This is a genomic window from Serratia sp. UGAL515B_01 (genome assembly GCF_033095805.1).
Taxonomy (GTDB): Bacteria; Pseudomonadota; Gammaproteobacteria; order Enterobacterales; family Enterobacteriaceae; genus Chania.
In genome coordinates this window covers 2545211-2569494 of sequence record NZ_CP109901.1, presented here as the reverse complement: position 1 = coordinate 2569494, position 24284 = coordinate 2545211, and the positions used below count along the sequence as shown (strand labels likewise).

Annotated in this window: 25 protein-coding genes; 22 read left to right on the top strand and 3 right to left on the bottom strand. The window is 49.9% G+C overall.

Annotated features, from left to right (window positions below):
* The first annotated feature begins 174 nt into the window (after positions 1 to 174).
* Complete coding sequence (locus OK023_RS11490; RefSeq protein WP_317692856.1) at positions 175 to 1797, top strand: NAD+ synthase; 1623 nt, start codon at positions 175 to 177, stop codon at positions 1795 to 1797.
* Between the two features lie 13 nt (positions 1798 to 1810).
* Positions 1811 to 2149, top strand: a complete 339-nt coding sequence (gene glnB, locus OK023_RS11485; protein WP_004847623.1) for a nitrogen regulatory protein P-II — start codon at positions 1811 to 1813, stop codon at positions 2147 to 2149.
* Between the two features lie 186 nt (positions 2150 to 2335).
* On the opposite strand, the gene hmpA is transcribed toward glnB, so the two are convergent.
* Positions 2336 to 3526, bottom strand: coding sequence for an NO-inducible flavohemoprotein (gene hmpA / locus OK023_RS11480; protein WP_317692855.1), 1191 nt, complete (start codon positions 3524 to 3526; stop codon positions 2336 to 2338).
* A gap of 472 nt (positions 3527 to 3998) precedes the next feature.
* Between hmpA and glyA the strand changes: the two genes are divergently transcribed.
* Both glyA and OK023_RS11470 read left to right on the top strand, forming a co-directional pair.
* Positions 3999 to 5252 (top strand): serine hydroxymethyltransferase, encoded by a 1254-nt coding sequence (gene glyA, locus OK023_RS11475; protein ID WP_317692854.1) that lies wholly within the window; start codon positions 3999 to 4001, stop codon positions 5250 to 5252.
* Between the two features lie 160 nt (positions 5253 to 5412).
* Positions 5413 to 6561, top strand: coding sequence for a 3-phenylpropionate MFS transporter (locus OK023_RS11470; RefSeq protein ID WP_317692853.1), 1149 nt, complete (start codon positions 5413 to 5415; stop codon positions 6559 to 6561).
* Here OK023_RS11470 and csiE read toward each other — a convergent pair.
* Positions 6558 to 7829: a stationary phase inducible protein CsiE gene (csiE, locus tag OK023_RS11465; protein WP_317692852.1), complete on the bottom strand. Its 1272-nt coding sequence runs from the start codon at positions 7827 to 7829 to the stop codon at positions 6558 to 6560. The genes OK023_RS11470 and csiE overlap by 4 nt on opposite strands.
* Before the next feature lie 174 nt (positions 7830 to 8003).
* On the opposite strand from csiE, the gene OK023_RS11460 reads away from it, so the two are divergent.
* The 3 genes from OK023_RS11460 to OK023_RS11450 all read left to right on the top strand — a co-directional run bounded on the left by OK023_RS11460 (position 8004) and on the right by OK023_RS11450 (position 10063).
* On the top strand, positions 8004 to 8639 hold the full coding sequence (locus tag OK023_RS11460) for a DUF1007 family protein (RefSeq protein ID WP_411569355.1): 636 nt from the start codon (positions 8004 to 8006) through the stop codon (positions 8637 to 8639).
* Positions 8630 to 9652, top strand: a complete 1023-nt coding sequence (locus tag OK023_RS11455) for a nickel/cobalt transporter (RefSeq protein ID WP_317692850.1) — start codon at positions 8630 to 8632, stop codon at positions 9650 to 9652. The genes OK023_RS11460 and OK023_RS11455 overlap by 10 nt, the downstream gene beginning before the upstream one ends.
* Before the next feature lie 192 nt (positions 9653 to 9844).
* On the top strand, positions 9845 to 10063 hold the full coding sequence (locus OK023_RS11450) for a helix-turn-helix domain-containing protein (protein WP_317692849.1): 219 nt from the start codon (positions 9845 to 9847) through the stop codon (positions 10061 to 10063).
* A 176-nt stretch (positions 10064 to 10239) separates the two neighbouring features.
* Here OK023_RS11450 and suhB read toward each other — a convergent pair whose 3' ends face one another.
* Positions 10240 to 11043 (bottom strand): inositol-1-monophosphatase, encoded by an 804-nt coding sequence (suhB, locus tag OK023_RS11445; RefSeq protein ID WP_317697665.1) that lies wholly within the window; start codon positions 11041 to 11043, stop codon positions 10240 to 10242.
* Positions 11044 to 11168: 125 nt separating this feature from the next.
* Here suhB and trmJ point away from each other — a divergent pair, with 125 nt between their 5' ends.
* The 15 genes from trmJ to rodZ all read left to right on the top strand — a co-directional run bounded on the left by trmJ (position 11169) and on the right by rodZ (position 24272).
* The gene (gene trmJ / locus OK023_RS11440) at positions 11169 to 11909 is read left to right on the top strand and encodes a tRNA (cytosine(32)/uridine(32)-2'-O)-methyltransferase TrmJ (RefSeq protein WP_317692848.1); all 741 of its coding nucleotides are present in this window, start codon (positions 11169 to 11171) and stop codon (positions 11907 to 11909) included.
* Positions 11910 to 12090: 181 nt separating this feature from the next.
* Positions 12091 to 12585: a Fe-S cluster assembly transcriptional regulator IscR gene (iscR, locus tag OK023_RS11435; protein ID WP_317692847.1), complete on the top strand. Its 495-nt coding sequence runs from the start codon at positions 12091 to 12093 to the stop codon at positions 12583 to 12585.
* Positions 12586 to 12641: 56 nt separating this feature from the next.
* Entirely contained in the window at positions 12642 to 13856 is a 1215-nt protein-coding gene (locus tag OK023_RS11430) for an IscS subfamily cysteine desulfurase (protein WP_317692846.1), read from the top strand.
* 24 nt (positions 13857 to 13880) lie between these two features.
* Positions 13881 to 14267: a Fe-S cluster assembly scaffold IscU gene (gene iscU, locus OK023_RS11425; protein ID WP_004952090.1), complete on the top strand. Its 387-nt coding sequence runs from the start codon at positions 13881 to 13883 to the stop codon at positions 14265 to 14267.
* A 176-nt stretch (positions 14268 to 14443) separates the two neighbouring features.
* Positions 14444 to 14767, top strand: a complete 324-nt coding sequence (gene iscA, locus OK023_RS11420) for an iron-sulfur cluster assembly protein IscA (protein ID WP_317692845.1) — start codon at positions 14444 to 14446, stop codon at positions 14765 to 14767.
* 68 nt (positions 14768 to 14835) lie between these two features.
* Positions 14836 to 15357 (top strand): co-chaperone HscB, encoded by a 522-nt coding sequence (hscB, locus tag OK023_RS11415; RefSeq protein WP_317692844.1) that lies wholly within the window; start codon positions 14836 to 14838, stop codon positions 15355 to 15357.
* Positions 15358 to 15392: 35 nt separating this feature from the next.
* Entirely contained in the window at positions 15393 to 17243 is a 1851-nt protein-coding gene (gene hscA / locus OK023_RS11410; RefSeq protein ID WP_317692843.1) for a Fe-S protein assembly chaperone HscA, read from the top strand.
* A 2-nt stretch (positions 17244 to 17245) separates the two neighbouring features.
* On the top strand, positions 17246 to 17581 hold the full coding sequence (gene fdx / locus OK023_RS11405) for an ISC system 2Fe-2S type ferredoxin (protein WP_317692842.1): 336 nt from the start codon (positions 17246 to 17248) through the stop codon (positions 17579 to 17581).
* Positions 17582 to 17737: 156 nt separating this feature from the next.
* Positions 17738 to 17938 (top strand): Fe-S cluster assembly protein IscX, encoded by a 201-nt coding sequence (gene iscX / locus OK023_RS11400; protein ID WP_317692841.1) that lies wholly within the window; start codon positions 17738 to 17740, stop codon positions 17936 to 17938.
* Between the two features lie 78 nt (positions 17939 to 18016).
* Positions 18017 to 19312 carry an aminopeptidase PepB gene (gene pepB, locus OK023_RS11395; protein WP_317692840.1) on the top strand — a complete coding sequence of 432 codons (1296 nt, stop codon included), beginning with the start codon at positions 18017 to 18019 and terminating at the stop codon, positions 19310 to 19312.
* 73 nt (positions 19313 to 19385) lie between these two features.
* Entirely contained in the window at positions 19386 to 20219 is an 834-nt protein-coding gene (gene sseB / locus OK023_RS11390) for an enhanced serine sensitivity protein SseB (RefSeq protein ID WP_317692839.1), read from the top strand.
* Between the two features lie 306 nt (positions 20220 to 20525).
* Positions 20526 to 20951, top strand: coding sequence for a nucleoside-diphosphate kinase (gene ndk, locus OK023_RS11385; protein WP_317692838.1), 426 nt, complete (start codon positions 20526 to 20528; stop codon positions 20949 to 20951).
* Between the two features lie 317 nt (positions 20952 to 21268).
* Positions 21269 to 22465, top strand: a complete 1197-nt coding sequence (locus tag OK023_RS11380; RefSeq protein ID WP_317692837.1) for a bifunctional tRNA (adenosine(37)-C2)-methyltransferase TrmG/ribosomal RNA large subunit methyltransferase RlmN — start codon at positions 21269 to 21271, stop codon at positions 22463 to 22465.
* Positions 22466 to 22561: 96 nt separating this feature from the next.
* A complete protein-coding gene (pilW, locus tag OK023_RS11375) occupies positions 22562 to 23311 on the top strand; it encodes a type IV pilus biogenesis/stability protein PilW (RefSeq protein WP_317692836.1) in 750 nt (249 codons plus the stop codon).
* On the top strand, positions 23301 to 24272 hold the full coding sequence (gene rodZ / locus OK023_RS11370) for a cytoskeleton protein RodZ (RefSeq protein ID WP_317692835.1): 972 nt from the start codon (positions 23301 to 23303) through the stop codon (positions 24270 to 24272). The genes pilW and rodZ overlap by 11 nt, the downstream gene beginning before the upstream one ends.
* Positions 24273 to 24284 lie beyond the last annotated feature (12 nt).

The window sequence follows — 24284 nt, the reverse complement described above, 5'->3', positions numbered from 1 at the left end:
ATGATTTATACCCAAGTTCATTCAAGTTGCAGGTAGGCGGCAACAGAACGAAGCCCCAAGAGCTTACTCAAGTAAGTGACTGGGGTGAGTGAAGGCAGCTAACAACGCTGTAGCTTGAATGGCGACGGGTATACACTCCTCTTTCTTTGTTGTGGCATGGCAGACCATAGAGATATGAGCAGATCACTTTCCATCGCATTAGCCCAACTGAATTTGCTGGTGGGCGATATTGAAGGCAACAGCGAGCGCATGTTGCAAACGGTGCAAGAGCAGCAGAAGGCAGGGGCCGATCTGGTTATGTTCACAGAGCTGGCGCTGTCTGGCTATCCGCCGGAAGACTTGCTGTACCGTGATGATTTCTATCAGCGTTGTGATATTCAACTGAACCGTTTGCAGCAGGCCTCTGTCGATGTGGCTATTCTGGTGGGCCATCCGTGGCGTGAAGATGGCAAATTATACAACGCGCTATCTCTGTTTTCCGCAGGGCAGTTACAGGCGCGTTATTTCAAACAACAGCTACCGAATTATGGCGTTTTCGACGAGAAGCGCTATTTCCACGCGGGTGACAAAAGCGGTGTGATTGAACTGAAAGGCTATCGTCTGGGGCTGTTGATTTGTGAAGATCTTTGGCTTCCGGGGCCAGTGGATGCAGCAAAGGCTGATGGGGCAGAAATCCTGCTGGCGATCAATGCTTCCCCCTATAACCGCGAAAAACCGTATATCCGCAAAACCCTGATGGCTGGGCATTGCCAGCGCACCGGTTTACCACTGGTATATCTTAACCAGATCGGTGGGCAGGATGAGCTGATTTTTGACGGCTGCTCCAAAGTGTTTGATGCTGCCGGTAATATGACCCATCGCCTTGCGGCCTTTGCCGAACAGGTCACTTTGTTGAAATTCAACGGCCTGGAAGTGGTGCCTATGACGGCACCTGCGGCGGAATTACCGCAGTTGGCGCAGATTTATGAAGCGCTGGTGCTGGCGGTGCGTGACTATGTGACCAAAAATGGTTTTAAAGGTGCGGTACTTGGCCTGTCTGGTGGCATCGACTCGGCGCTGACTCTGGCGATTGCCGTTGATGCACTGGGTAAAGACAAGGTACAGGCCCTGATGATGCCGTTCCGCTATACTGCGGATATCAGCATCATTGATGCTAAAGAAGAGGCGGACATTCTCGGGATAGAATTTGATATCGTTTCTATTGAGCCGATGTTCGATGCCTTTATGAATCAACTGTCACCGATGTTTGCCGGTAGCGAACGCGATACAACGGAAGAAAACCTGCAGGCTCGTTGCCGTGGTGTGGTGTTGATGGCTCTGTCTAACAAACGCCGTAGCATCGTACTGACTACGGGTAACAAAAGCGAGATGGCGGTAGGGTATGCCACGCTGTATGGCGATATGGCCGGTGGTTTTGACGTATTGAAAGATGTTCCCAAGACGCTGGTATTTAAACTGTCGGAATATCGTAATACCGTCTCCTATGTTATCCCACAACGTGTAATTGACCGTCCGCCTTCTGCCGAATTAGCGCCGGATCAGCTCGATCAGGATAGCCTGCCACCGTATGACATTCTTGATGCAATACTGGAAGGCTATGTCGAGCACGACAAGTCTGTTGCCGATCTGGTTGCTGATGGTTTTGAAGAGGCTGTGGTGCGTAAGGTGATCCGCCTGGTGGATATCAACGAATACAAACGCCGTCAGGCTGCCGTTGGGCCGCGTATTACTGCACGTAACTTTGGTAAAGACCGCCGCTACCCAATCACCTCCGGCTTTGGCCGTAAAAATTGGTAATTAAGGAACAACGATGAAAAAGATTGATGCCATTATCAAGCCGTTTAAATTGGATGATGTGCGTGAAGCGCTGGCCGAAGTCGGTATTACCGGGATGACGGTGACCGAAGTTAAAGGCTTTGGTCGCCAGAAAGGCCATACCGAACTTTACCGTGGTGCGGAATATATGGTCGACTTCCTGCCCAAGGTAAAAATCGAAATTGTAGTGGCTGACGACATCGTGGATACCTGCGTGGAAACCATCATGCAGACAGCCCAGACCGGCAAGATTGGTGACGGTAAGATCTTTGTGTTTGATGTTGCACGCGTGGTGCGTATCCGTACCGGTGAGCAGGACGAAGAAGCGATTTGATCTGAATCCTTCCTGGTTAATTATTCAATATTTCGATTGCAGTGTAAAATCTCCGAACAGGTGAAAGCTGCCCGAGCGCTGAAGCTGCAGTAACGCTTCAGGAAGACAGGCTGACGGGCGCCCATCTCGATAAAAAGATGGGCTCCCTAAGCATTACAATTTGCTGCTGTCTTAGTCTTTCGATCTTTACAATACTTTATATGGGCCGAAACATTCGTAATGGATCTGTTCGGCTTGTACGCCAATAGCCAGCAATTGTTTACCAACCGATTGCATAAAGGGGACCGGGCCACACATGTAGTAATGCATCTGCGGGTTGTTCAGCATGCTGCGCATGGTGCTGAGGTTCATTAGCCCCTGGCTGTCATAGTCGCGGCCTTTTGCATCATCGGCGTTTGGCTCACGGTACCAGACGTGGCTACGCAAGGCAGGCATATGCCCAGCGATAGTAGTGACTTCGTCGCCAAAGGCGTGCACTGCGCCGTTCTCAGCCGCATGAAGCCAATGAATTTCAGCCTGATGCTGATTTTCATGCAAGGTATTCAGCATCGCCAGCATTGGCGTCTGGCCCACGCCAGCCGAAATCAACGCCACTGGAGCGGTGGTTTCCACCTGTAAGAAGAAATCACCGCGAGGTGGCATGATTTGAATGACATCGCCTTCTTTGGCTGTTTGGTGCAGGAAGTTAGATACTACACCCTGTTCCTCACGTTTTACGGCGATGCGATAGGACTTCCCGTTAGGTGAGGTAGTGAGTGAATATTGACGGATCTCCTGATGTTCTAGGCTGCTGTCGTTAATGCAGACTGCCAGATACTGGCCCGGTTTATAGTTGGCTACCTGGCCACCGTCAACGGGGGCCAATACAAAGCTAACGATCGCCTCGCTCTGCCGCTGTTTTTTTATAATGCTAAACGCACGTAAATCGCGCCACCCCCCCTTACTTTGTTCACTTTCCTGATAAATTTGCTCTTCGCGTTGGATAAACACGTTTGCTAGCACCCCGTAGGCTTTTTCCCAGGCATCCAGTACTTCCTGACCCGGGCTGAACATTTCATCCAACGTTGCTAGCAGGTGATGGCCAACAATTTGATACTGTTCGGGTTTGATATTAAAGCTGGCGTGCTTCTGGGCAATGCGTTCCACTGCTGGGAGCAAGGCACTCAGGTTTTCCAAGTTGCTGGCATAGGCACAGATAGCATCAAACAACGCTTGGCGCTGATCGCCATTGCGCTGGTTACTCATATTGAAGATATCTTTTAATTCTGGGTGATGCACAAACATGCGCTCGTAAAAGTGGGCCGTCAGTTTGGGACCGGTTTCCGTTAGTAAAGGTATGGTGGATTTTACGGTAGCGATAGTATGACTATCCAGCATGGCGGGGGCTCCTTTTAATAGATGTACAATGCCGCTCTTTAAATTGCATTTAAAATGCATATTATAGGGTTATTTTAAACCTGTAAATGTTCTTGCCTTTGTCACAGCGCTTTCAATCCAAGGCTACGCTTGCTGAACATGAATAAACCGTATTACCACCATGAGTAAATATCCGTTGCAAAATTAGGGGTAAAAAACAAGGGAAAGCCTTGTGCTATCTGTAGCCAATCGTTTGCGTAAAAACCTCTGTCAAGACCTATCTTCGATGGGGGTAAACGGTTTACACTGTTACCCAGAGCCCCAGAGGGTGATTTTATATCCGTCGTTTTTCAAGCCGCAGCGTTGTTACCTACACTCGCTCATCTCAGTCACTGACTTGAAGTCAGCGGTTGACCATGAACGAACTGGGTGTCTGGGTGCAGTTCGAAATCCATAGGGTATAGTGAGCCGATTTAAGTCAGGAGATGCCGGGATGTTAAAGCGTGAAATGAACATTGCTGATTATGATGCCGAACTGTGGCATGCAATGGAGCAGGAAGTCGTGCGTCAGGAAGAGCATATTGAGCTGATTGCGTCTGAGAACTATACCAGCCCACGTGTAATGCAGGCTCAGGGTTCTCAACTGACCAACAAATACGCAGAAGGCTATCCGGGCAAGCGTTATTATGGCGGCTGCGAGCATGTTGATGTTGTTGAGCAACTGGCTATCGATCGTGCCAAGGAACTGTTTGGTGCCGATTATGCTAACGTGCAGCCGCATTCTGGCTCCCAGGCCAACTTTGCCGTCTATACCGCCTTGCTGCAGCCGGGTGACACTATTCTGGGGATGAACCTGGCGCATGGTGGTCATCTGACGCATGGTTCGCCGGTAAACCTGTCCGGCAAGCTGTATAACGTGGTGCCTTACGGTATCAATGAATCTGGGCAGATCGACTATGACGATCTGGCTAAACAGGCGCAAACCCACAAGCCTAAAATGATCATCGGTGGTTTCTCTGCATACTCTGGCCTGGTTGACTGGGCAAAAATGCGTGAAATTGCCGACAGCATTGGCGCTTACCTGTTTGTGGATATGGCGCACGTTGCTGGCTTGATTGCCGCTGGCGTTTATCCGAACCCGCTTCCCCATGCGCATATCGTAACCACCACTACCCACAAAACGCTGGCTGGCCCGCGTGGTGGTCTGATCCTAGCCAAGGGCGGTGATGAAGAACTGTACAAAAAACTGAATTCTGCCGTATTCCCTGGTGGCCAGGGCGGCCCTCTGATGCACGTGATCGCCGGTAAAGCGGTAGCACTGAAAGAAGCGATGGAACCAGAGTTCAAGATTTACCAGCAGCAAGTAGCTAACAATGCGAAGGCCATGGTAGACGTATTCTTGGCGCGTGGTTACAAAGTGGTTTCTGGCGGTACCCACAACCATCTGTTCTTGCTGGATCTGGTGGATAAAAATCTTACCGGTAAAGAAGCCGATGCGGCGTTGGGACGTGCCAACATCACTGTTAACAAGAACAGCGTACCCAATGACCCTAAGAGCCCATTTGTGACCTCGGGGATCCGTATTGGTACTCCTGCTGTGACTCGCCGTGGTTTCAAAGAAGCAGATGTGCGTGAACTGGCGGGTTGGATCTGTGACGTGCTTGACAACGTCAATGACGAAGCGACGATTGAACGCACCAAGAAGAAAGTGCTGGATATTTGCGCTCGCTTACCTGTCTACGCGTAATTCGCCCTTCTTCTGTACTCCAAAACCCGCTACGGCGGGTTTTTTTATCCTGCATATAGCTAAACTGTGAACTGCTTTGTACTCCAGTGCTTTAAGTTTGAATGATCATTGCTGCGCAGTGTGATGTATGTCAGGGTGTTGCGCTTATTCAGGAGGGGATATGGTTCTACAATCAACGCATTGGCTGGCTCTCAGCTATTTCACCTACTTCTTTTCTTATGGCATTTATCTGCCGTTTTGGAGCGTTTGGCTGAAAGGTGAGGGTGTTTCCCCTGAAACTATCGGCATTTTGCTCGGTGCTGGCTTGGTAATGCGCTTTTTAGGAAGTTTGTTGATTGCGCCACGCGTTAAAGACCCCACGCATTTAATCACCGCGCTGCGTCTTCTCGCGCTACTCTCTCTGGCTTTCGCTATCGGGTTCTGTTTCGGTAACGGTTGGGCCTGGCTGATGTTGGTTATTGCCGGTTTCAACCTGTTTTTTTCGCCGTTGGTGCCGTTGACCGACGCGTTAGCGGCCACATGGCAGCGGCAAATTACGTTGGATTATGGCCGGGTGCGGCTGTGGGGATCGCTTGCTTTTGTGATTGGTTCTGCGTTAACCGGTAAACTGGTTTCCGTTTGGGGCCATAATGCCATTTTGTTCAGCCTGTTGGTCAGTATCCTGGCTATGTTACTGGGGATGTTACTGAAACCTAGCGTAATGCCGCAAGGGTATATCAGTGTCCAGAATGACTCCAACCGTTCTTGGCGTGAATTGCTCAGCGAGGGGGCAGTCTGGCGCTTTTTGCTCTGCGTCACCTTACTGCAAGGTGCGCATGCCGGGTATTACAGCTTTGCCTCAATTTATTGGCAGGACGCGGGTTACTCTGCGGCGACCATCGGCTATCTATGGTCATTAGGCGTCGTGGCTGAGGTGATCATCTTTGCCAGCAGCAATTTTCTGTTCCGCCGATGGAGCGCCCGTAACCTGTTGTTACTTTCGGCTGTCTGCGGGCTGTTGCGTTGGGGGCTGATGGCCTCTTCGACCGAAATGAGCATGCTACTGTTAGCTCAAGTGCTGCACAGTGGCACTTTCACCGTATGTCATCTGGCAGCGATGCGTTTTATTGCGGCACGCCAGGGAGCTGAAGTGATCCGTTTACAGGCGGTCTATTCTGCACTTGCAATGGGAGGTGGTATTGCCATTATGACTGTGTTGGGCGGTTTCCTGTTCGAACTTTTGCAAGGGGGAGTATTCTGGGTGATGGTTGCGGTGGTAGTACCTGTATTCTTTGTTCTTCCCCCCGCGGTAGCTGACCGTCGTCGTTAGTGTTTTTCCAGCAGCGCGCACAGCACTTGGCGCTGTTGGTGCGTTAATGGGAGTTCGGTCTGCATCAGCGGTGGGTGTTGCCCATAGGGTATTGATACGTAAGGAGTGATGACCACAGTGATACCTGGTGGTGCGCCAGATCGCTGATAGTCACTTAAGGGGAGATATTTGATATTGAGCGGTAAAAGCGTAAGTTCCCGGAGTTGATCTTCCACCTTTGCTTCCAATTGCGGATTGTCCCGGGTAAGCAATAGTATCTGTGTTTCCTGTACGGCATTGTCTTGCATCATCCAGGCACCAAAACTGATCGCCAACAACCCGACTTCTTCACGCGAAAAGTGGATTTCGTACTCTTGTTCAAAGGGGAGCAATGCTTTCTGTGTGGTTCGCATTAGACGCGGATACTTGCGTAACAGCTCCTCCAGTACCGAATTGTCTACACCGATATTAAAACGGCAGCGCTCTAGCGCGTGTGCAAGATGGGCAAACAGTTGGTTATTCAACTCTTCTTGGCTGTTAAAACTCATCCCTGAGATCTGCTGGAAATAAGCCACCATTTTCTCGATTGTGGCCATCAGCCGCCTATCTTCTGGCGAACCGTTGGTCTGATAACTGTGGTTTTTTAATAGGGTAAACATCAAGGTCAGAAAATTACCTTCACGAATATTGGCATGAAAATCAAATGATTGGCTTAGCGTTTGCTGTAGTTTAGCCGCTGCTCGTTGTTCCGGTTTACGCCGTAGCCACTGACGTTGGGTTTGATCAAAATGGAGAGGGGGCTGATGTTGGCGAGCCCAAACGCAGTAACACAAATAGTGATACAAAAATTGCCGATCGCGTTGGCTAAAATGGCGGTTAAGCTGTTGTTCACATTCGTTGATGCACAATTCCAGTGTTGCAATCTGCACCTGATTGAGTGATAAGGCCTGCTGATACCGTAGGGCAAAATTTTGTTCAACAAACTGTGGGCTGCAGCGTAAAGTGCGGCGCAGCCACTGAAACAGGCAGAGTCGCTGATTCAGTGCGCTTCCCTGAATTTGCAAGGTATCTTCGGCGCTACTGCTAATTTTTAGATGGTAGAGCCGCTGGATTTCAGTGGCAACCTCAGCTATATCTTGCCGGGTGACAGATTGCCCAACACCATTGATTTGGCTGATTGTCTCTAGTTGAACCTTGGGCTTGGGCGTCGGTGCAAACAGCATCAGCAGCAGATGACAGCGTCGCTGTTGGCCGGAGAGCGCAGGCGCAGAAGAAATATCCGTGCTCATATCACCTCAGGCAGGTCATGTTTAAATTATCTTAAGCATAGCAAAGGGCTTTGTACTAAGGCCGTGCTGCCTCTGTTTTTGCTTGGGCTTATAACTTTCGTCACATTTATTTCACTCTCAAAGTTTGTTTAGATGAGATATATGTTACTTTATAACAATGTTGAGTATGCTTTGATGACGAGATTACGCTTACTGGCGGCCTTTTTGTTCATTCTTTTTAGCGTTGGAGTGGGAGCGCACCCACACAGCTTCATTGATATGAACACCACTTTTGTCGCCAAGGATCAGAAATTGATGGGTTTAAAAATGGTTTGGGTTATGGATGAAATCACCTCTGCGGACCTTCTGTATGATGCGGAAAATGCTAAAAGCGATTCCGAAATCTGGAAAAAATTGGCGGCAGAAGTGATGGCCAACGTTTTGGGGCAACATTACTTCACTGACATTTACCGTGATGGCAAGCCACTGAAATATCTGAATCTGCCAACCGAATATCAGCTTTCACGTCAAGGCCATAAGGCGGTATTGGAGTTTGTGTTGCCATTGGCTCAAGCGCAGCCGTTGGCCGGTAAACCGTTTGAAATCTCAACTTACGATCCTACCTATTTTGTTGACATGAGCTATCAGGATAAAAAGGCACTGCACCTGCCACCTGAAATGAATAAACAATGTAAAGTCAGCCTGATGACACCAAAACCGGACAAATCATTGCAGGCTTATGCTCTCTCGCTCGATAAGAATGACTCTCCTGGCGAGGATTTGGCCTTGGGGCAGCAATTTGCACAACGGGTGATGCTGTCATGTCAGTAGTGTTTAGTCAGTACCCTGCGAATAAGCGCCATTGGGTGCTCAGTTTGTGGCCATTGCTGTTGTTTTTTATTGCGCTAGTGGCAGGTGTGCAATTGGTATGGCACTACTGGCCGCAATTAGTGATGCAGAGTGTGGTGTGGCAGAAAGATTTACACCAGCAGATGGCAACATTGTTGCAACAGGTAAAATCGGCACCTCACGAGGCCGGCGCGGCGCTGATGTTGTTCAGCCTAGGCTACGGCATATTACATGCTCTTGGTCCTGGGCACGGTAAAGTGGTGATTGCAACCTATCTGGCCACTCATCCTTCCCGGCTTAAAAGCAGCCTGAAATTAACCTTTGCTGCTTCATTGATGCAGGGGATCGTCGCTATTGCTTTGGTAACGATGGTATTAGTAGTGTTACAACTCTCTTCGCGCCAATTACATCAGAGTGGATTCTGGTTGGAAAAAGGCAGTTTTATTCTGGTGATGCTGCTTGGTGTGCTACTAAGTTGGCGGGCGATTAAACGCTTGTATCTGGCAGTAAAAGCGATGCGGCCAACTCCTAGATTGCGGATCAACGGTTTACAACCGTTGGCGGTGGCTCACGTACATAGCGCTAGCTGTGGCTGCGGCCATCGGCACATGCCAAGTGACGATGAATTACAGGCGGGAAATGACTGGCGTACCAAAGCGACGATCGTGCTGGCTATGGGGATGAGACCCTGCTCTGGGGCACTCCTGGTGTTGCTGTTTTCCAAAGTCATTGGCGTTTTTATCTGGGGCGTATTTTCTGCGCTTGCGATGGCGCTGGGAACGTCAATGACGATTTCTTTGTTGGCGCTGTTGGTACACCTCAGCCGCAAGCTGGCGGTCCGTATCAGCCGCCAACGCGCCCCGGCAGCCTGGAGCAGCGTTGCATGGGGATCGCTGGCGTTGGCGGGCGGGTTGATTCTGTTGTTTGCTGGTGTGTTGCTATATTTCAGTGCCCAACCCGAGTTTGGCGGCGGGATCCGCCCATTTGCCCGCTAACTCTTCCGTTGCTGGCCCCGAATGCAATACGAGAAGACGATAATCGCTGTCAAAACAGCTTCGCTTGTCAACATAATGCCACCACCGTGACTTAGCCAGGTTCCACCGATGATCAACACATTCATCACAATGGCAAAGCCCGCCAGCCAAGGGAACAGCGGCGATCGGAACGGAATGGACTCTGGCGGATAGGTGCTTACGATACAAAAGCAGGCGGAAAATTCGGTGGTTGAACTGCCGCATGGTGAGCTGAATCAACTGGTGGAAGAGTATGAAAGGCAACTGATAGTGAATGCGCTGAACCGTTCAAATGGTCGCGTAGTTGGAGCGGCCAACTACCTACGTATTTCTCGCACCACACTACATTATAAAATCAAGAAATATGGCATTAAGCTGGGGGTGATGGAGTAATAGCCGCCCTAGGCGTATGGGCGGCTATATTCGTCATATTTTCAAGTTGCCTGAGTGTTGGCTTGCCGCGTTAGTCGGCTCAAGTCTATACCGCGGTCTTTCGGGGCCAGCGTAAGGGCTGTTCAAAAACGCCATTGCGTTTTGTCCTGCAACTTAAATGAACTCGGGAATATAAATTAACGCTTCAGTGCTTCACTCAGTTCTTCACGCATGGCGGAAAGTAAAGATTTCACTACGCGTGGGTTTCCGGCAACCACGTTGCCAGAACTTAAGTGGTTGTGCCCGCCTACAAAGTCGGTGACCAAACCACCGGACTCACGAACCAGAAGTTCGCCAGCGGCAAAATCCCACGGCTTCAGGCCAATCTCAAAGAAACCATCAACGCGACCAGCGGCGACGTAAGCCAGGTCTAGCGCGGCAGAACCGGTGCGGCGGAAGTCTGCGCACTGGGTAAACAGTTTGCCAAGCAGGGTGATATAAGCCGGAGCATGTTGTTTGACTTTGAATGGGAATCCGGTAGCAAGGATGGTACCGTCCAGATCTTTGGCATTGGTACCGCGCAGGCGATAACCGTTGAGCTGCGCACCTTGACCACGGGTAGCGGTGAACAGTTCATTGCGCATCGGATCGTAAACTACAGCGACTTCTGTACGGCCTTTGATGCGTACGGCGATAGAGACAGAGAAGTGTGGGAAACGTTTTATGAAGTTAGCAGTGCCATCCAGTGGATCAATTACCCATTGCACATCTTGATCTTCGCCCACCAACTCACCGCACTCTTCACCAATAATGGTGTGTTTTGGGTAAGACTTACGGATGATTTCGATAATTAGACGCTCTGCATCGCGATCGACATTCGTAACAAAATCATTTAACCCTTTTTGGGTCGTTTCTACAGCGTCTGGTGTCTCGTAATTTTTGGCAATCAGGTTACCAGCCTTGCGCGCAGCGCGCACGGCGATAGTCAGCATCGGATGCATGGGTATCTTCCACAGAATGTTAAAGAACAGGAAACGGCGCGAAGTATAGCAGGTGTTCGGCAAAATACCTAATACCTTCCTCTTGTGTTAAGATACTATGATTTTCCGCAAAACTTAGAGTTTGTATGTTGCACAATATCCGCATTGTCCTGGTTGAAACCTCTCATACCGGTAATATGGGCTCGACGGCCCGTGCCATGAAAACCATGGGATTAACCAATCTTTATCTGGTCAATCCACTGGTTAAACCCGATTCTCAGGCGATTGCCCTAGCTGCAGGTGCCAGCGACGTTATTGGTAACGCTACTCTTGTTGATACCTTTGATGAAGCCATTGCAGGTTGTCGTCTGGTGGTTGGCACCAGTGCCCGTTCGCGCACTTTGCCCTGGCCGATGTTGGAACCTCGCGAATGTGGAGTGCGTGCGGTACATGAAGAGGTGCAGGGGCCCGTTGCCTTGGTTTTTGGCCGCGAGCGTGTTGGTTTAACGAATGATGAATTGCAAAAGTGTCACTATCATGTCGCCATACCTGCCAACCCGGACTATAGCTCGTTGAATTTGGCTATGGCGGTGCAGATCCTGGCGTATGAAGTGCGTGTTGCTTATCTTGAGCGTCAGCAGGCAAAAGAGCCAGTATTGGAAGAGCCAGATTATCCGTTGGTAGACGATCTCGAACGCTTTTATCAACATCTGGAGCAGACGCTTGTCCATACTGGTTTTATCCGAGCTGCGCATCCCGGGCAGGTGATGAGCCGTTTGCGCCGTCTTTTTGCCAGGGCTCGTCCGGAGACGCAGGAATTGAATATTTTGCGTGGTATGCTGACGTCGATTGAAAAGCAGGACAAACAGCAGGGTAATGGATTTTAGAGCTCTCAGAAGAGGGTTAGCATTAGTTGTCCGCTAATTGTAAGATGTATTTTATATGCATCGATTGTGACAAAGCATAAAAGCGCTAATACTTGAGTAAATTACTAGGGTAAATAGTTGACTGTTTTACTCAGGAATGTCAAACTTTCTACATATTTGACCAACTGGTAACCATTTAGCTATGAGATTGACATCCAAAGGCCGTTATGCCGTAACCGCAATGCTCGATGTGGCATTACATTCCCAGGAAGGGCCGGTACCACTGGCAGATATTTCTGAACGCCAAGGTATTTCGCTCTCTTATCTGGAACAACTGTTTTCGCGTCTGCGCAAGAATGGCTTAGTGGCCAGCGTACGTGGGCCAGGTGGTGGTTATCTGCTGGGTAAAGACGCTGGTGAGATCGCCGTTGGAGCGGTTATATCGGCTGTTGATGAATCTGTAGATGCTACCCGTTGCCAAGGCAAAGAAGGTTGTCAGGGAGGTGATCGCTGCCTGACGCATACACTATGGCGCGATCTGAGTGAGCGCATTAGCGGCTTTTTGAACAACATTACGTTGGCTGAACTGGTGAACAACCAGGAAGTGTTGGACGTGGCAGATCGTCAAAACAACGACACACGCCGCACGGCCAAAGGGCGCCAGCAGGAAACGATCAACGTTAATCTGCGCGCATAAGTCGCTGGCGATAAATCTTACTCGTTTTTGGAAGTGATGTACGGAGCAAAAGAGCAATGAAATTACCGATTTATCTGGACTACTCGGCAACAACTCCGGTCGATCCGCGTGTAGCCGAGAAGATGATGCAGTGTTTGACCCTGGACGGTACTTTCGGTAACCCAGCTTCCCGTTCCCACCGTTTCGGGTGGCAGGCGGAAGAGGCTGTCGATATCGCCCGTAACCAAGTCGCAGAACTGGTTGGGGCAGATCCGCGTGAAATTGTTTTCACCTCCGGGGCAACCGAATCCAACAATCTGGCGATCAAAGGCGCTGCCAATTTCTATCAGAAGAAAGGCAAGCACATCATCACCTGCAAGACTGAACATAAAGCCGTGTTGGATACTTGCCGCCAGCTTGAGCGTGAAGGTTTTGAAGTGACCTATCTGGCACCACAGAGCAACGGGATTATCGACCTTAATGTGCTCAAAAGCGCAATGCGTGAAGACACCATTCTGGTTTCCATCATGCATATAAACAACGAAATTGGCGTGGTACAAGATATTCAAACGATTGGCGAAATGTGCCGTGCGCACGGGATCGTTTTCCATGTCGACGCCACCCAGAGCGTAGGTAAACTGCCAATTGACCTGAGTACTCTGAAGGTTGACCTGATGTCCTTTACCGGCCACAAGATTTATGGTCCGAAAGGCATTGGTGCTCTCTATGTGCGCCGTAAACCGCGCATCCGTATTGAAGCCCAGATCCACGGCGGTGGTCATGAGCGCGGTATGCGTTCTGGAACATTGCCAGTTCACCAGATTGTCGGCATGGGTGAAGCCTACCGTATTGCAAAAGAAGAAATGGCGACTGAAATGCCACGTCTGCGTGCCTTACGCGATCGTCTGTGGAACGGCGTGAAAGATATGGAAGAAGTGTATCTCAACGGCGATCTGGAACACGGTGCACCGAACATTCTCAACGTTAGCTTCAACTATGTTGAAGGCGAATCGTTGATCATGGCGCTGAAAGACCTCGCGGTATCCTCTGGTTCTGCTTGTACTTCTGCCAGCCTCGAACCTTCCTACGTGTTGCGTGCATTGGGTATGAATGACGAGTTAGCACACAGCTCGATCCGTTTTTCTCTGGGGCGATTCACCACCGAAGAAGAGATCGATTACGCCATTTCGCTGGTGCGTAAATCCATTGGCCGTCTGCGTGATCTTTCCCCATTGTGGGAAATGTTCAAACAGGGCGTGGATATCAACAGCATCGAATGGGCACATCATTAATTCTCAGTATTCAGGAGTCACGTTATGGCTTACAGCGAAAAAGTAATCGATCACTACGAAAATCCACGCAATGTGGGATCTTTTGATAACGAAGATCCTACCGTCGGTAGCGGCATGGTGGGTGCACCAGCCTGTGGTGACGTAATGAAGCTACAGATCAAAGTCAATAATGAAGGCATTATTGAAGATGCTCGCTTTAAGACCTATGGTTGTGGGTCAGCAATTGCATCCAGTTCTCTGGTGACCGAGTGGATGAAAGGCAAATCACTCGATCAGGCCGAAGCAATCAAAAACACTCAGATCGCTGAAGAGCTGGAATTGCCACCGGTTAAAATTCACTGCTCAATCCTGGCAGAAGACGCTATTAAAGCAGCTATCGCTGACTATAAGAGCAAACACAGCGCCAAGTAGTTATACTCGTCGTACTTCTAGTTGCATGTGCGTTGGCTGAACCTGTTCACCCCAGTTGCCTAGTTTATCTATGTTACTGGGGACTCACGACTTTGCCATCTTCCTGTAACTCGAATTGCCTAGAGTCTATTCATGAGCTATTTAGCCCGGCTAAACGGGCTTTGAATGAGGTTGTTATGTCGATTACCATGAGCGACAGCGCCGCGCAGCGTGTTCAGGCATTTTTGCATCACCGCGGCAAAGGTCTCGGCCTACGTTTGGGTGTACGAACTTCCGGTTGTTCAGGAATGGCGTATGTGCTCGAATTTGTTGATGAAACGAACGATGACGATGTCGTTTTTGAAGACAAGGGTGTCAAGGTGATCATTGACGGCAAGAGTCTGGTCTATCTTGACGGTACCGAGCTTGATTTTGTCAAGGAAGGTCTGAACGAAGGCTTCAAGTTCAACAACCCGAACGTCTCAAGCGAGTGTGGCTGCGGCGAAAGTTTTAACGTCTGACAGTCCGTCGTGCTCCCCCGTGGTGTACGGGGGAATCTTAATCATCACGATAACGCCCAGAGCACGCTATGGATCACTTTACCTTATTCGGGTTGCCAGTTCGCTTCAGTGTAGATGGCAGCCTGCTTACCTCGCGCTACCAGGATTTGCAACGTCAATTCCACCCCGATCGTAATGCCCTCCAACCTGAGCGTGAACGCCTGATGGCGTTACAACAGGCAGCAACCATAAATGAAGCCTATCAATCGCTGAAGCACCCATTAAAACGCGCCGAGTATATGTTATCTTTGCACGGTTTTGATTTGGGTAATGAGCAACATACAATGCGCGACACTACATTCCTTATGGAACAACTGGAGTTGCGTGAAGAACTTGATGCTATTGAACGTAAGCCAGATGCCGAAAGTGCACTGGCCGCTTTTTCTGCGCGCTTGGATAACTCGTTTAAACAGCGTAGTACACAGATGGTTCAAGAACTGGACAGCCAGCAATGGTCACAAGCGGCCGATACTGTACGTAAACTGCGTTTCTTGGACAAACTCCGGCAACAGGTTGAACAACTCGAAGAAAAACTGCTGGGTTTTGAGTAACACGTTTTTGAATCTGATTTTGGAAGTTTCAATATATGGCTTTATTACAAATTAGTGAGCCTGGCCTCAGTGCAGCACCACATCAGCGTCGTCTGGCTGTGGGGATTGACTTGGGCACTACCAATTCGCTGGTAGCCACGGTGCGCAGCGGGCAGGCTGAAACGCTGGCTGATGCTGAAGGGCGGTATTTGTTGCCCTCCGTTGTGCACTATCAGACCACCAAACGCGACGTCGGTTGGGCTGCACGTGCGCAGGCTGCACAGGATCCTACTAATACGATCAGTTCCGTGAAACGAATGATGGGCCGCTCTCTGGTTGATGTACAACAACGCTATCCAAATCTGCCTTATCAGTTTCAGGCCAGCGAAAATGGTTTGCCGATGATCGCAACTGCCGCGGGTTTGCTTAATCCGGTTAGCGTGTCTGCCGATATTCTCAGAGAACTCGCCTCACGCGCCACCGCCGCTTTGGAAGGCGAACTCGATGGCGTTGTGATCACCGTGCCTGCCTATTTTGATGACGCTCAACGGCAGGGAACCAAGGATGCCGCACGTCTTGCGGGTCTGCATGTATTGCGTTTGTTGAATGAACCAACGGCAGCGGCGATTGCTTATGGGTTGGATTCTGGTCAGGAAGGGGTCATTGCTGTCTACGATCTGGGCGGTGGTACCTTTGACATTTCTATACTGCGTCTCAGCCGTGGTGTGTTTGAAGTGCTGGCTACCGGTGGCGACTCTGCACTTGGTGGTGATGATTTCGATAATTTGCTGGCTGACTGGTTACGTGAACAGGCGGAGATTGTGGATCGCAGCGATCACGCTCTGCAGCGCCAATTGCTGGATGCGGCAGTGGCAGTCAAGATTACACTCAGTGAGGCGCAAAGTGCACAGGTCGATATTGGCGGTTGGCAAGGTGACGTCACCCTTGCGCAATTTGAAACGCTGATCGCTCCGTTAGTAAAACGCACCTTAATGGCTTGTCGCCGTGCGTTAAAAGATGCAGGAGTCAGTGCCGAAGAAGTGCTGGAAGTGGTTATGGTTGGTGGCTCCACGCGTGTTCCCTTGGTGCGTGAACAAGTCGGTGAGTTTTTCGGCCGTATGCCGCTGACGTCAATCGATCCGGATAAAGTGGTGGCTATCGGTGCAGCTATTCAGGCAGATATTCTGGTAGGTAATAAGCCGGATAGCGATATGCTGCTGCTTGATGTGATCCCGCTATCGCTCGGGTTAGAAACTATGGGCGGACTGGTAGAAAAAGTGATCCCACGTAATACCACTATTCCGGTTGCACGTGCCCAAGAGTTCACGACCTTTAAAGATGGCCAGAGTGGCATGATGATCCACGTATTGCAGGGCGAAAGGGAACTGGTACAGGACTGCCGTTCACTGGCTCGTTTTACTCTGCGAGGTTTACCCCCACTGCCTGCGGGCGGTGCACATATTCGGGTGACTTTTCAGGTAGATGCAGACGGTCTGCTGAGCGTCACGGCGATGGAAAAATCTACCGGCGTTGAAGCCTCTATCCAAGTGAAGCCGTCTTATGGTCTCTCCGATACCGAAATTGCCAGTATGCTCAAGGATTCCATGGCTAATGCACAAAGTGATATTGGGGCACGCAAACTGGCTGAACAACGGGTTGAGGCCTCGCGTGTGCTGGAAAGTTTGCAAGGGGCTCTAGCCAGTGATGCCGCTCTGCTGAGTGAAGAAGAACGTCAGGCGATCGACGGCGCGGTAGCAAATCTGCAAGCGAGCATGCAGAGTCATGAGCCTACAGTGATCGAAGACGCAATAAAGAAAGTTGATGCAACAACCCAAGATTTTGCCGCGCGCCGTATGGATGCCTCCATTCGCCGTGCGCTGGCTGGCCATTCTGTGGATGAGGTTTAACCATGCCTAAAATAGTTTTCCTACCCCATCAAGATCTTTGTCCTGAAGGGGCTGTACTGGAAGCGGAGAAAGGGGAAACCATCCTCGATGTTGCGCTGCGAAACGGTATTGAAATCGAGCATGCTTGTGAGAAGTCATGTGCATGTACCACCTGTCACTGTATTGTACGTGAAGGGTTTGATTCCCTTGATGAAAGCAGCGAACTGGAAGATGACATGCTGGATAAGGCTTGGGGATTGGAACCGGAAAGTCGCTTGAGTTGCCAGGCTCGCGTCACTGATGAAGATCTGGTGGTGGAAATGCCGCGTTACACCATCAATCACGCGCGTGAGCACTAAAAAGTATCTCATTAGGCTGCTGCGCTTAGCATTTTAGCCTAGGGCAGTGCTCTGGAGCCTTTTGTACTTGCTGTACACCCCGGTTCCTTTGCGCTGCCTATGGTAAAACAGCTTTCGCTACGCCACTGAAGCACTTTCCTTGAGGAGATGACTATTATGGGACTGAAGTGGACAGACAGCAGGGAAATCGGCGAAGCACTCTACGATGCCTATCCAGATACCGATCCGAAAACCGTACGTTTTACCGATATGCACCAATGGATCTGCGATCTCGAAGAGTTTGATGACGATCCGCAAGCATCCAATGAAAAAATATTGGAAGCGATCCTGCTGGTCTGGTTGGATGAAGCGGAGTAACTAACTTAATGGGCTGCCTATGGCGGCCCATTTATTTTTTTAGGAAAGATTAGGAAAATAATATTCCGGAGTAAGGCTATGACAACTGAAATCATGCAGATCACGCTATCACTGCAACCCGCTGATGCTCGCTGGGGTGAAAAGGCAATACTGAGTAGCCAAGATAAAGGCATGACTATTCATCTGACAGCTAATGACAAATTGAGCACTATACAGCGTGCAGCTCGTAAGATTGATGGTCAGGGGATCAAAAAAGTGAAACTGGCCGGAGAAGGCTGGGGGCTGGAGCAAAGCTGGGCATTCTGGCAAGGTTTCCGTGGGCCAAAAGGGCTGCGTAGCGTTGATTGGGCAGAATTGCCGGAAGTTGAACGCAAAGAGCTGGAACAGCGTTTGAAAATTATCGACTGGGTACGCGACACTATCAATCTGCCAGCCGAAGAACTGGGGCCAGAGCAATTAGCCACCCGAGCTATTGACTTGATGTGTGATGTTGCCTGTGATGCGGTCAGTTACCGGATTACCAAAGGTGAAGATCTGCGCGAGCAAAACTACGCCGGTTTGCACACCGTGGGCCGTGGTTCTGATCGTTCACCTGTTCTGCTGGCGTTAGACTTTAACCCAACGGGGGATCCTGATGCACCGGTGTTTGCCTGCCTGGTCGGTAAGGGTATTACGTTTGACTCTGGTGGCTACAGCCTAAAACAGAGCGCGTTTATGGACTCGATGAAGTCTGATATGGGTGGGGCTGCGACTATTACTGGTGCGCTGGCATTGGCTGCAGCACGTGGCCTTCAGCAACGCGTTAAACTCTATCTGTGTTGTGCAGACAATCTGGTAAGCGGGAACGCGTTCAAACTGGGTGATATTATTCGCTACCGCAATGGCAAGACTGTTGAGGTGATGAATACTGATGCGGAAGGGCGTTTAGTGTTGGCCGATGGTCTGATCGATGCCAGTGAGCAAAATCCGACGCTTATCATCGACTGCGCAACGTTGACCGGCGCGGCTAAAATGGCTGTTGGCAATGACTACCACGCGTTGTTCAGTTTTGACGATGCATTGGCGCAACAAGTGTTGGCCAGTGCCGATGTTGAACACGAGCCATTCTGGCGTTTGCCGCTGGCGGAGTTCCACCGTAACCAGTTGCCATCCAATTTTGCCGATCTGAACAACGTTGCCGGAGCTGCTTATACCGCAGGTGCCAGTACCGCAGCTGCATTCCTATCGCATTTTGTGAAAAACTATCAAACAGGCTGGTTGCACATCGATTGCTCCGCAACTTACCGTAAAGGCGCTGTTGAACAGTGGTCTGCGGGGGCTACCGGATTGGGTGTGCGCACCCTGGCTAATCTGCTGTTGAGCAAAGCCAGATAATAGCAGGCAGGTTAAAACAACATTTCCCCATAAGGGTTCAGCATGCTGAACCCTTAATATATTGGAGTTGGCAATGAGTTCCCACCACCACGATGACGCCGTTCCGGGCGAAAATGAGCTTGAACGCCTTCTGAAACTGGCGGTTTCGGGGCCGGCACACCGTCCGGCATTTTTCCGCGAGTTATTGGATTCAACGGTATACATTCTGGGTGACAGTGAGCAGGTGCAGCAGGAAGCTGAGACTATCTTGAATGCTGAAACGCCGGTGAATATTCAGCACTGGGAAAAGCAGGATGGTAGTAGCATTATTCCTTTTTTCACTTCGCTGAAAATGTTGCAAAAAGCGGTCGAAGATGAGCAGCCTTTTATCGCTATGCCCGCGCGCGTCCTCTTTGAGATCACGCAAGGGGCTGATCTGTTCCTCAACCCTAAGGCAGAGTACGGTAAAGAATTCTTTCCAGATGAAATTACCATGCTGTTGGCTACAGGAGGCGTTATAAAACCGGGAGAGCGTTATATCGACAAGGAAACCCAGATCCTGCTGGGGCAGCCGCAAGAGTATCCTTCAGCGATGGTAGACGCGCTCACCACCTTGTTCAGCCAACGTAAGCCGGTTCGTCGAGCTTTTCTAGCGTTAATGCACGATCGTGCCGTTGACGAGAAACCGAATCTGCTGGTCGGGCTGGAAGTGGATGGTGAACAGGCCGAAATTGAAATCCTGATCAACGAAGCGGGTAGCGTAGCCAGCGAGACAGCGCCGAACGATGAGCCGGTTGATTTTTGTTTGGTCTCCGAAAAGGATCGCGGCGTCAGCCACTATATGATCACTCACACCCAGCCTTTCTACCAGCGCCGCTGGGGAAGCTGGTTGCGTAATGTGATCCCATCGACCGATACCACTCAGTAACTGTTGCAAAGACCTATACTCGTCATACTTCAAGTTGCTTGGGTGTTGACTGCCTTCGTTCACCCCAGTCACTTACCTGAGTAAGCTCTTGGGGCTTCGCTCAGTTGCCGCCTACAAGCAACTCGAATTATTTTGAGTATAGATCAGCAATTGTCACCGAATATAACGACTTCAGATAGTTTTTTTAATGAAATGTTGATTTTCCCGTAGGCAAGCGTTAACAGCACACATATAATCTGCGTCAATTGAGAAGGCCGGCACACCACTTTTCGTCCGGCCTGTTTTGGAAGTCATATAGAGGCCATCATGACCGTAGAACGTACCTTTTCCATCATTAAACCAAACGCTGTTGCTAACAATGATATCGGCGCCATCTATGCTCGTTTCGAGCGCGCTGGTTTTAAAATCATCGCTGCTAAAATGCTGCGTCTCACTCGTGAACAAGCCGAAGGCTTTTATGCCGAGCACAAAGGCCGTCCTTTCTTCGATGGTCTGGTTGAGTTCATGACCTCTGGCCCGATTGTGGTTCAGGTTTTGGAAGCGGAAAACGCAGTACAGCGTAACCGTGACATTATGGGGGCAACCAACCCGGACAACGCACTGGCAGGTACGCTGCGTGCTGACTATGCAGATAGCTTCACTGCTAACGCCGTTCACGGTTCAGACGCAGTGGAATCTGCTCAGCGCGAAATCGCTTACTTCTTTACCGAAAGCGAAATCTGCCCACGTTAATCGTCCTAACGTTTTTCAAACTGTATAGGGTTTGAAATTCATCAGGTTCGAGAGGTTTTTACCCAGTAGAGACGGTCACTTACCGGCTGATGAAATATAAATGCCGTGAAAGGCGTTAAGACGTGGAAACCTGCTCACAAAATTTGTACAATGCTGCGCCCCGGGTGAGTCATCTTATCTGGGGCGTGTTTTATACTCGCCATGTAGCTTGAATTGTTTAGAGTATATCACCGTTGCTATTCAAGCCGCGGGGAGTAACACACTTACTTTCCATTCCTTTGAGCCATAACGTGTAACAACGAGGCCAAGAGATCATTATGTTAGAAACCATCGCATCCGAGCACACCTTGTCTGAAGATCATTCACTGACTGAGCAATCCGCTCAAACGGAACAACCGGCTACGGCCAAAATTAACCTGCTGGATTTGAATCGTCAGCAAATGCGTGAGTTTTTCGCCAAGATGGGTGAAAAACCGTTCCGTGCCGATCAGGTCATGAAGTGGATGTATCATTACTGCTGTGATGATTTCGAGCAAATGACCGATATCAATAAAGTCCTGCGCAATAAATTACAAAGCGTGGCTGAAATTCGTGCGCCGGAAGTGGCCGAGGAGCAGCGTTCTGCCGATGGTACTATCAAATGGGCTATCAGAGTTGGCGATCAACAGGTCGAAACCGTATATATCCCTGAGGCTGATCGTGCTACCTTGTGCGTTTCATCGCAGGTGGGATGTGCCCTAGAGTGCAAATTCTGTTCAACAGCACAGCAGGGCTTTAACCGCAATTTGCGAGTGTCTGAAATTATCGGCCAGGTATGGCGTGCTGCTAAAATCATTGGCGCCCTGAAAGTGACGGGTCAGCGCCCAATCACCAACGTGGTGATGATGGGCATGGGAGAGCCGTTGCTCAACCTGAATAATGTGGTTCCGGCCATGGAGATCATGCTGGACGACTTTGGTTTCGGTCTGTCAAAACGCCGTGTCACCTTGTCGACTTCTGGCGTTGTTCCTGCACTGGATAAATTGGGTGATATGATTGATGTGGCGTTAGCTATTTCACTTCATGCACCGAATGACAAAATCCGCGACGAGATCGTACCGATCAACCGCAAATATAATATTGAAACTTTCCTGGCTGCTGTACGCCGATATTTAGATAAATCCAATGCCAATCAGGGTCGTGTTACCGTAGAGTACGTGATGTTAGACCACATCAACGACAGCACCGACGATGCGCATCAATTGGCGGAAGTATTAAAGGATACGCCCTGCAAGATCAACCTGATCCCATGGAACCCGTTCCCTGGCGCACCTTATGGCCGTAGTTCCAACAGTCGTGTAGATCGTTTCTCTAAGGTGTTGATGGAATATGGCTTTACGACTATTGTTCGTAAAACCCGTGGTGATGATATTGATGCAGCTTGCGGGCAGTTAGCGGGAGATGTGATCGATCGTACCAAACGCACCCTGAAAAAAAAGATGGTCGGGGAACCTATCAATATACGAACGGTCTGATTCCTATATTGTAAATTTTTGTTATCTAACAGCCTGTTATGTGAGAATTATTCCTCAGGGTAATCGGGTAACATTAGGTGAGGAAGTGAGTGCAGCATGAAGCTGAAATGGTGTTGTGTGTTATTGGCATCCAGTTTGCTTGCAGGTTGTTCGAGCTCGGTGCCGGATAAAGACGCGTCATCGGTAGCCGCTGGCCAGACGCGATTACAATTGGGGCTGGAGTATCTGAAACAGGGAGATATGCAGGCAGCGTTACCGAATCTACAAAAAGCGCTTGATGCAGCTCCCGAGGATTATCGAGCCCAGCTGGGTATGGCACTCTACTCTCAGCAGATAGGCGATGATGTTGCTGCTGAACAACGCTATCAACAAGCACTTAAACTTGCGCCAGGTAATGGTGCAGTATTGAATAATTACGGTGCGTTTCTCTGCAGTTTAGGGCAGTATGTATCGGCACAACAGCAGTTTAGCGCTGCCGCACAAGCGCAAGATTATAACCATGTTGCCGACAGTCTGGAAAATGCAGGTTACTGTTTCCTAAAAGCTGGTCAGAACGATGAAGCACGCAAATTATTAACGCGTGCTTTGAAAATCGATCCGGACAAAGGGGCACAACTGCTTCTAGAAGCAGAAAAGCAATTTGGAGAAGGGAAACGCGCGCAGTCGCAACTTTTATTAGACAGTTACCAACATGTACTACCGGCCAGTGCCGATAGTTTATGGTTACAGATTCGTTTCGCCGCGTTAGCGGGCCGTCAGGATAGCGTTCAGCGCTATGGCAAACAGTTAGCGCGAAGTTTTCCACAATCCAAACAGTACCAGCAGTTCTTAGCTAATGAATACTGAAGACTCTCAAGATAAAACCGTCTCTATGACGACAGGCCAACGCCTGCGACAGGCTCGTGAACAGCTCGGGCTGAGTCAACGAACTGTTGCGGAACGTTTGTGTCTCAAATTGTCTACCGTGCGTGACATCGAAGAAGACAACATTGAAGCCGACCTTGCTTCAACGTTCTCGCGTGGTTATATCCGCTCCTATGCCAAACTGGTGCATTTACCCGAGGATGAATTGTTGCCGGCTATTGCCGGGTATGCACCTGTTAAAGTCGCTAAAGTGGCTCAGATGCAGAGTTTTTCTCTGGGCAAGCGCCGTAAAAAGCGTGATGGTTGGCTGATGAGCTTTACCTGGCTAATTTTCCTTGTAGTTATAGGATTAACAGGTGCTTGGTGGTGGCAAAATCATAAGGTTCAGCAGGAAGAGATCGCCACCATGGCCGATCAATCTTCGGCTCAGCTTTCCCAGAATAACGAAGGACAACCCGTTTCTTTGGCTAGTAATAGCCTTGATAACGATGCTGTTACGGTTGATTCCCATACTGCATCAGAAAGCCCTGTAGAGGCCAGCGCTAGCGCTGCGACGCCTCAACAGATACCCGCTGCGTTGGCGCAGCAACCGGACGTCGTTGCACCAAGTCAGGCCACTATTCCAGAGATAACGGCGCCAACGATCCAGACTCAGTTGCCTACCGGCGAGGCTGGCGTAGCTGCTTCTGCGGAAGATGCCAATGGATTGATGCTGGATTTTTCTGGCGACTGTTGGTTGCAGGTGACAGACGCGACGGGCAAGACCTTGTTCAGTGGTATCCAGAAAGGGGGGGCAAGGCTGAATTTGTCGGGAACTGCACCTTATAAACTTACAATCGGTGCACCGGCCGTAGTACAGATCCAATTTCAGGGTAAGCCGGTCGATTTAAGCCGGTTCGTTAGTTCAAACCGTGTTGCTCGTCTAACCATTCCCGCGCAGTAATTGGGTGGCAAT